The sequence below is a fragment of the Alcanivorax sp. HI0044 genome, from assembly GCF_001634945.1.
This window is the reverse complement of sequence record NZ_LWEZ01001746.1, coordinates 1-734: the sequence shown is the minus strand read 5'-3', so window position 1 is coordinate 734 and position 734 is coordinate 1. Positions and strand designations below refer to the sequence as shown.

The 734-nt window shown below is 51.5% G+C and carries 1 protein-coding gene; it reads right to left on the bottom strand.

Features of this window, described 5'->3' with window-relative positions:
• A partial coding sequence (locus tag A3730_RS26165) for a mechanosensitive ion channel family protein (protein ID WP_156501379.1) occupies window positions 1-673 on the bottom strand: 673 nt, incomplete at its 3' end.
• Window positions 674-734 lie beyond the last annotated feature (61 nt).

Sequence of the window (734 nt, the reverse complement as noted above, 5' to 3'; positions counted from 1 at the left end):
TATCTTCTACGCTCCCTTCGATGGAGCGATCCGGTGAGCGCACCCAATCTCCGACCCGAAACGGCTTGTCCAAATAAACCATCATGCCGCCGAAGAAGTTGGCCAACAGATCTTTGGCGGCAAACGCCACCGCCATGCCGCCAATACCACCAAAGGCCAACACACCGGATATGCTGTAACCCATCGTCTGCAAAATAATCAACAGAGACGTAATAACGACGGATACCCGTAGCAACTTTGCAATTGCCGCTGCAGTGGACTGATCCATGGGTTTACGCATACGGCCCGGATCAATCAGGTTCTTTTCCGTATAGGAAATAAACCGGCTCAGAAACATGGCAATGATGATAATAAAAGCGATACGGCGTGCCTGAGGCACAAACTCAAACAGGGCGTTTTCCTCTGCGGACACCGCCTGCAGCAGCTCCATGGACACCGACAAGCCGATCACCCAGAACACCAGACGAACCGGGATACGTGCGGCTTCCAGCAAGGCGTCATCCCACAGGGTCTCGGTCTTGCCAATCAACCGTTCGGCCACATCGATACTGCGCATCAGAATAAAGTTGATGGATACCGTGCACAGCACGATGATAAACAGCTGAGTCAGCCAGATATCCATTGGCGTCTCGACTGTTGGCCACTGCAGCAGTTGATTCCAGTCCCAGTTCATTAATGTCTTCCTTTGCTTTTACTGTTCAGTTAGAGCCTGTTTCTTTCGTTAGTTTTCACGC